Below are 6,543 nucleotides of genomic sequence, written 5' to 3'. Positions count from 1 at the left end.
GCTTGCATGTCAAGCGGCCGCTTTTTATATAAAAAACAAATTAGAACTTATAGACTGCATTTAAACCTCGGAATCCGAAAGCCCAAAGACCTAGGCCAGTTCGCCTTCCAGGTCGTAGTCATAAGCGCGGCTGATCTTTACGTTGACAAAATTGCCGGGGAGCAGCTTTTTATCGGTGTGGATGATCACTTCATTGTCTACTTCCACCGAGTCAAACTCGGTGCGGCCAAGGTAGCGGCCAGCTTCTTTTTTATCGATGATCACCTTGAAGGTCTGCCCTACTTTCTCCTGGTTTTTCTCGTAAGAAATTTCCTGCTGCACGGCCATGATCTCTTCGGCACGGCGTTGCTTTTCTTCGGCAGGCACATTGTCTACCAAACCATAAGCCGGCGTGTCTTCTTCGTGGCTGTAGGTAAAGATGCCCACGCGGTCGAACCGCTGGCGTTCCAGGAAGGCTTTCAGTTCTTCCACATCGTCGAGGGTTTCGCCGGGGAAGCCTGCAATGAGCGTTGTACGCAGGCAAATACCCGGAACGGTTTCACGGATGGCCTGCACCAGTTCTTCCATTTCGGTACGGGTGATCTGGCGGCGCATAGCCTTGAGCATATTGTCGGCGGCATGCTGCAGGGGCATGTCGAGGTAATTGCAAATGTTGGGACGTTCGCGCATTACTTCCAGCACATCCATCGGGAACTTGTGCGGGTAAGCATAGTGCAAACGGATCCACTCGATGCCGGGTACGTCGCTGAGGTGACGGAGCAGGTCGGCGAGCATGCGCTTTTTGTACAGGTCCAAACCATAATAGGTAAGCTCCTGGGCAATGAGCATGATCTCCTTGACGCCACGCTGTGCCAGGCGGGTAGCTTCACCCACCAGGTCCTCGATGCTGCGGCTGGTATGCGCACCACGCATCAGCGGAATGGCGCAGAAAGCACAAGTGCGGTTGCATCCTTCGGCGATCTTCATGTACGCATAGTGCTGTGGCGTTGCCAGCAGGCGCTCACCAATGAGTTCGCTTTTATAATCGGCTTCAAAACGCTTCAGGATCAGGGGCAATTCCATGGTGCCAAACCAGGCATCAACCTCTGGAATGCTCTGCTCCAGGTCGTCGCGGTAACGCTGGCTGAGACAGCCGGTAACATATACCTTATCGAGGCGGCCTTTTTGCTTCAGCGCCACCTGCTCCAAAATGGTGTTTACGCTTTCCTCTTTAGCCTTATCAATAAAGCCACAGGTGTTTACGATCACAATGTTGTGATCGCGCTTGGCACTTTCATGCACCACATCAATTTCGTTGGCCAGCAGTTGCCCGCTGAGCACCTCACTATCCACCATGTTTTTGCTGCAGCCCAGCGTAATGATGTTTACCTTGTCGCGTTTGAGTGTTTTTGCTTTCATATTTTCTAAGGAGGAAGGAAAGAATAAGGCTGAGAAAATTGTCTATGTTCTAAACCTGCAGCTTAACCTGTTTTGCTCCCGGGCCGCAAAGGTCGCACAATACATTGGTATTCCTGTTAAGGACAATAAAAATCCCCCGCCGAAGCAGGGGATAGTACATAGGGAGGTCTAACCTTAAACTCTTACATCTTGGGAAGCAGTACATGGTCCACCACGTGGATCACGCCATTCTTCTGGTTCACATCGGCAATTGTTACTTTGGCCTTGCCACCATTCTCGTCCCAAATCCATACACCGCCCTGCTCATCCTGGGAGGCGTAGAGCTTGCCACCGGCAAGTGTGGGGATGGTAGCTTTTCCGCCATTGTCTTTGATCAGTTTCACTACATCATTCGCATTGAACTTGCCTGCTACTACATGGTACTTCAATACCCCCTGAAGGGCGGCTTTGTTTTCAGGCTTCAGCAGGTTGTCTACCGTACCGGCGGGCAGCATTTCAAAAGCGGCATTGGTGGGTGCAAATACGGTGAGCGGTCCGGCACCCTGGAGTGCTTCTACCAGGTCGGCTGCTTTTACTGCGGCAACCAGTGTTGTGTGGTCTTTGGAGTTGATGGCATTCTCCACGATGTTCTTGGTTGGGTACATAGCGGCACCACCAACCATCACTGTTTTCTGTGCATAAGCACCAGCGTTAAGGGCTACTACTGCAAGGGCAGCAAAGAGGATTCTTTTCATGGTTTTGTATTTTGGATGTACTTACGCAAACAAAAACATGATGGATTTAGTTCAGGAGAAAAAATTAATGAAATACAGTCCAGTTGCGGGTTTCAGCTATTTCTACTGTAAAAAATTAAACAAATAACGGGCTTGCCTAACCGTAAAAATTAAATTGGGATTGGAGGTAAACTATCGAATGGCGAAAGGGTAAAACAAAGGGGTCAAAGTATGTAGCAGAAACTTACCTGATTACTGGTAAATACTACAACAAACAAGGTAGGATGACCCAGGGAGGCAACTGCTTTTTCGATAAGCCCTGCCATTACGGAAGCCAGCGGGATACCAGCAGAGCGCTACTATTAAATTTGTGTAAAAGGAAAAAATTAACCTACGGTACCCATTACGAACATTTGCGCCATGGTGGGTGTGGGACTACCGCCAGCCCTTTCCAGGGTGATTGCAAATGCCTCGGCACGTTCAAAGTTTTTCATAAACTGTACGGTACCTGTAGCACCATTCAGTACACCTGCATCAACGGGCTTGCCGTCCACAATGGCCCAAAGCTGGTATTGCCTGCCGGCGGGTGGCTGTGGCAGCGACTGGTTGCTCACGTAAACACCCTTTGTTTGGGTATTCCACAACACCTGCACCAGGGCATCGGGCTTTCCGGGAACCGCCTTGAGGCTGATTTTCCGGAACTGGTCGCTCTGCAACATGGCCACCATATCCTTACTGTTGTTCAGCTGTCTTTGCAGCTCTACGTTCTGGCGGGTAAGCTGCGATTGGGTCTGCTCCAGCGAGGCAAGGGCCTGTTGCTGTTTACTGCTTTGCGATGCCAGGAAGATCACGCCACCGGTGGCCAGCAGTAAACCAATAAAAGAGGCAGCGGAAAGCCAGGTTCTGGTAGCAGGCCTGCCCGAAGGCATTTGCACCACCGGTGCCATGCCATCCTCTTCATTAGGTTCTTCCAAGGGAAGATTGCGGCCTGTTTGCAGGGGAATGATGGGTGCGGCAACCTGGTCCTCAGCAGCTTTTAGCTCCTGAAGTTGTTGCATCAGTCCGGTCTTCAACCCGGGCGAAGGCGCCAGGTGGGCGGTATCGCCCACTACCAGCAAGGTTTCACCAATACGATCCAGTTCTTCCTGAATTTCAGGAAACAACAAAGCCAGCTGCGCAATTTTCGCAGCTTCGTCCTGGGGCAGTAACCCCAGTACGTATAGCTCAAGGTCGCCGGATGATATGATACAACTCAGGTCCACGGTGGTTATTATCGGTTTGTGCCTACCAGCTTGCGCAACTGGAGCAGCGTTGATCGGATGCGTGTTTTTACAGTGCCCAGGGGTATGCCCATCATTTTTGCAATTTCATCCTGAGTATAGCCCTGGAAATAGGAAAGTTCCAACAGGCGCCTGTTTTCCTCAGGGAGGCGCTCAATAGTTTTCTTCAGGCCTATATCATCGATGCGGCTGTGCACGCCATCCTTTCCTTCATATACGTTATCAGTAAGCTCTGTAGTTTTAGCCTGCCTGTTAAAATCTTTCGACCGGGTGCGGTCGATGGCGCTGTTGCGGGCAATATTGAGCATCCAGGTATACAGCCGTCCTTTGGTGGCATCATAAGAACGAACGTTTTGCCAGATTTTTACAAACACTTCCTGCAATACATCTTCAGCTAGTTCCTGTTGGGGCACCACCTGGTAGATGATGACAAACAGGGCTTTGCTGTAATGATCGTACAGGTAGCTGAAAGCAGCCTGATCGTGGGCCTGCAGTCTGTCTACCAGTTCAGTTTCGCTATATGTAATGGTTGTTTGCAAAAGGGAATGTGCGGGTAAAATTAACGTCTTTCCAAATTGAATAGGCTTTCTACAAATTCATGCTTGTCAAACACCAGTAAATCCTCCATCTTTTCGCCCACACCTATAAACTTCACAGGAATCTTAAACTGGTTGGCAATGGCCAGCACCACACCGCCTTTTGCTGTACCATCCAATTTAGTGATGGCCAGTGCCGTTACTTCGGTAGCTGCAGTAAACTGTTTGGCCTGCTCCAGTGCATTTTGCCCGGTAGAACCATCCAGTACCAGCAGCACTTCGTGGGGTGCGTCTGGAATAACTTTCTGGATAACACGCCTGATCTTACTCAGTTCATCCATCAGGTGGATTTTATTGTGCAGGCGGCCCGCAGTATCAATGAGCACCACATCGGAGCCCCGCGACACGGCACTGGAAACGGTGTCAAAAGCCACGGCTGCAGGATCGGAACCCATGGCCTGTTTTACAATGGGCACACCGGTGCGTTCGCTCCAGATGGTCAGCTGGTCTACTGCTGCCGCACGGAAGGTATCAGCGGCACCCAGCAGCACTTCTTTGCCGGCTTTCTTGAAGTTGTATGCCAGCTTGCCAATGGTAGTAGTTTTACCCACACCGTTTACGCCCACTACCAGGATGATATAGGGCTTCTTGGGCAGGTCGCTTTGAAAGTCGTAGTTGTTAGCGGTGGGGGCATCCACCAGGGTAGCTTCGATCTCTTCCTGCAGGATGCCGTTTAGTTCGGAAGTATTGATGTATTTGTCGCGGGCAACCCGGGCCTCTACCCTTTCGATGATCTTAACGGTAGTTTCAATGCCCACATCTGCGCTTACCAGTGCTTCCTCCAGGCTGTCGAGCACTTCTTCATCCACGGTGCTTTTGCCCGCAATAGCCTTCGTTACCTTGGAAAAGAAATTATCCTTGGTTTTCTGAAGGCCCTCGTCGAGGCTTTCCTTTTCCTTTTCTTTATCGCGCTTGCCAAAAAGTTTGTCGAAGAAACCCATAACCGCCAAATCACACCCCCAGCCCCTGAAGGGGAGCGCCCATGCGCAAGCCCTGTTAAGCAGGAGTGATTTTAAATTGTTGAATAATGTGCTGAACGCTGAAGTGTGCGACCCTGAAACCAGTTCAGGGCATGCTGCAACCAAAGCTCAATAGTGAAGCTACAGTTGGTTACATCATTATTCCCCTTCAACTAAAGCGGCCGCAATATAAGCAAAGAACCACTACGACCTAAGTTCCCCCTTCAAGGGGACAGGGGGTAAACAACAAAAGCCATCCCTTTAAAGGACAGCTTTCGCAAAATTATTCACCCAAGTGCGGCTTACTTCTGAGCCAGGAATTCGGTCACTTTGTCTTTGTGAACGATCTGCTCTTTGAAGGTGTAAGCGCCCGATTTGGGGCTGCGTACAGCGCGGATAACCTTGGTCCAGTTCTTAGCCTCGGCCGCCTGTTTCAAGTCTTTTACTTTCGCGTTTTTTGATGCTGCTTTTGCCATGACAAATTAATTAGCTAATGAGCCAATGTGCTAATGTGCTAATGCACGCAGCCAAAAGCCCAAAAAAGTTATTGAATAAGCTACTAAGCCATTAGCACATTGGCTAATTGGCTCATTAGCACATTTACTTGATTTCTTTGTGAACAGTAACCTTCTTCAGGTTGGGGTTGAATTTTTTCAGCTCCAGACGCTCGGGGTTATTCTTTTTGTTCTTAACGGTAATGTAACGGCTGGTACCGGGCACATCGGTTGTCTTCTGCTCGGTGCATTCCAGGATTACTTGTACGCGGTTTCCTTTCTTTGCCATTGTGATTGAATTTGCTAATGAGCCAAAGTGCCGATAATTGGCAGGCAGCGGCCCAAAAAATTATTGAATTGCTCTAATTAGCCAATTAGCACATTATCTCATTAGCTAATCAGCACATTAAATTTAGATGTGTTGACCCTGTGCACGCAGCTCTTTAACTACGGCCAGCAGACCACGCTTGTTGATGGTGCGGATGCCGTCAGCAGAAAGCTTCAGAACAACCCACTTGTTTTCTTCAGCGAGGAAGAAACGCTTTGTTTGCAAATTGGGCAGGAAACGACGCTTGGTCTTAATGTTCGAGTGCGAAACCTTGTGACCACCGATCGGCGTTTTGCCTGTAACCTGACATACTCGTGCCATGACTTGGAAAAATTTTGGACGGCAAAGGTAGGGATTTGTGCCTAAACAAAAAACTTATCGGGCAGAAAACTGTGAAACTTTCCTGCATTTGTCAGGCCAGAGGCCGCATGGGGCGGCCGTTTACCCGTTGCAGCCGGCGCAAAGGTATTGTAATCCCCTCATCGGTTTTGAGGAAAGGTTCCTCCCCTTCCGGCTCCACCCGCAAAATCTTTGTGTGCAGCGAAACAGGGGTTCCCGCCTCGCTGGTAAAGGAGAGGTGGACTTCCCGCCGGAAGTCGCAGAGTTCCTCCAGGTAGTTGATGATTGAAGGGTCCATGGGTTGAATGTAAAGGAGTTTGCACAAATAGGTTTCTTGAAAGCAAGGCATTTGCTGTTTGATAAAAAAGAAAAATCCATATCGGTCACTCCGGCACATGCAGATATCTGTGCCTAGGCAGCACCTACACTGAAAATT

9 protein-coding genes are annotated in these 6,543 nt (G+C 49.6%); all 9 read right to left on the bottom strand.

Annotated features, from left to right (window positions below; genetic code table 11):
• Positions 1–90 precede the first annotated feature (90 nt).
• A complete protein-coding gene (gene rimO, locus BUE76_RS24205) occupies positions 91–1,398 on the bottom strand; it encodes a 30S ribosomal protein S12 methylthiotransferase RimO (protein WP_073046197.1) in 1,308 nt (435 codons plus the stop codon).
• A gap of 182 nt (positions 1,399–1,580) precedes the next feature.
• Entirely contained in the window at positions 1,581–2,132 is a 552-nt protein-coding gene (locus BUE76_RS11000) for a fasciclin domain-containing protein (RefSeq protein ID WP_073046191.1), read from the bottom strand.
• Between the two features lie 365 nt (positions 2,133–2,497).
• A complete protein-coding gene (locus tag BUE76_RS10995; RefSeq protein ID WP_073046188.1) occupies positions 2,498–3,373 on the bottom strand; it encodes an anti-sigma factor in 876 nt (291 codons plus the stop codon).
• An 8-nt stretch (positions 3,374–3,381) separates the two neighbouring features.
• Positions 3,382–3,930 carry an RNA polymerase sigma factor gene (locus BUE76_RS10990; RefSeq protein WP_073046186.1) on the bottom strand — a complete coding sequence of 183 codons (549 nt, stop codon included), beginning with the start codon at positions 3,928–3,930 and terminating at the stop codon, positions 3,382–3,384.
• Between the two features lie 20 nt (positions 3,931–3,950).
• Complete coding sequence (ftsY, locus tag BUE76_RS10985; protein WP_073046183.1) at positions 3,951–4,928, bottom strand: signal recognition particle-docking protein FtsY; 978 nt, start codon at positions 4,926–4,928, stop codon at positions 3,951–3,953.
• Positions 4,929–5,248: 320 nt separating this feature from the next.
• A complete protein-coding gene (locus BUE76_RS10980) occupies positions 5,249–5,422 on the bottom strand; it encodes a DUF4295 domain-containing protein (protein WP_073046180.1) in 174 nt (57 codons plus the stop codon).
• Between the two features lie 124 nt (positions 5,423–5,546).
• On the bottom strand, positions 5,547–5,729 hold the full coding sequence (rpmG, locus tag BUE76_RS10975) for a 50S ribosomal protein L33 (RefSeq protein WP_073046178.1): 183 nt from the start codon (positions 5,727–5,729) through the stop codon (positions 5,547–5,549).
• Between the two features lie 123 nt (positions 5,730–5,852).
• Positions 5,853–6,089: a 50S ribosomal protein L28 gene (gene rpmB, locus BUE76_RS10970; RefSeq protein ID WP_073046176.1), complete on the bottom strand. Its 237-nt coding sequence runs from the start codon at positions 6,087–6,089 to the stop codon at positions 5,853–5,855.
• A gap of 91 nt (positions 6,090–6,180) precedes the next feature.
• Positions 6,181–6,405, bottom strand: coding sequence for a hypothetical protein (locus tag BUE76_RS10965; RefSeq protein ID WP_143157406.1), 225 nt, complete (start codon positions 6,403–6,405; stop codon positions 6,181–6,183).
• Between the last annotated feature and the right edge of the window lie 138 nt (positions 6,406–6,543).

Origin of the sequence: Cnuella takakiae, assembly GCF_001953305.1 — a bacterium.
GTDB lineage: Bacteria > Bacteroidota > Bacteroidia > Chitinophagales > Chitinophagaceae > Flavisolibacter > Flavisolibacter takakiae.
This window is presented reverse-complemented; position numbering and strand designations above follow the sequence as displayed.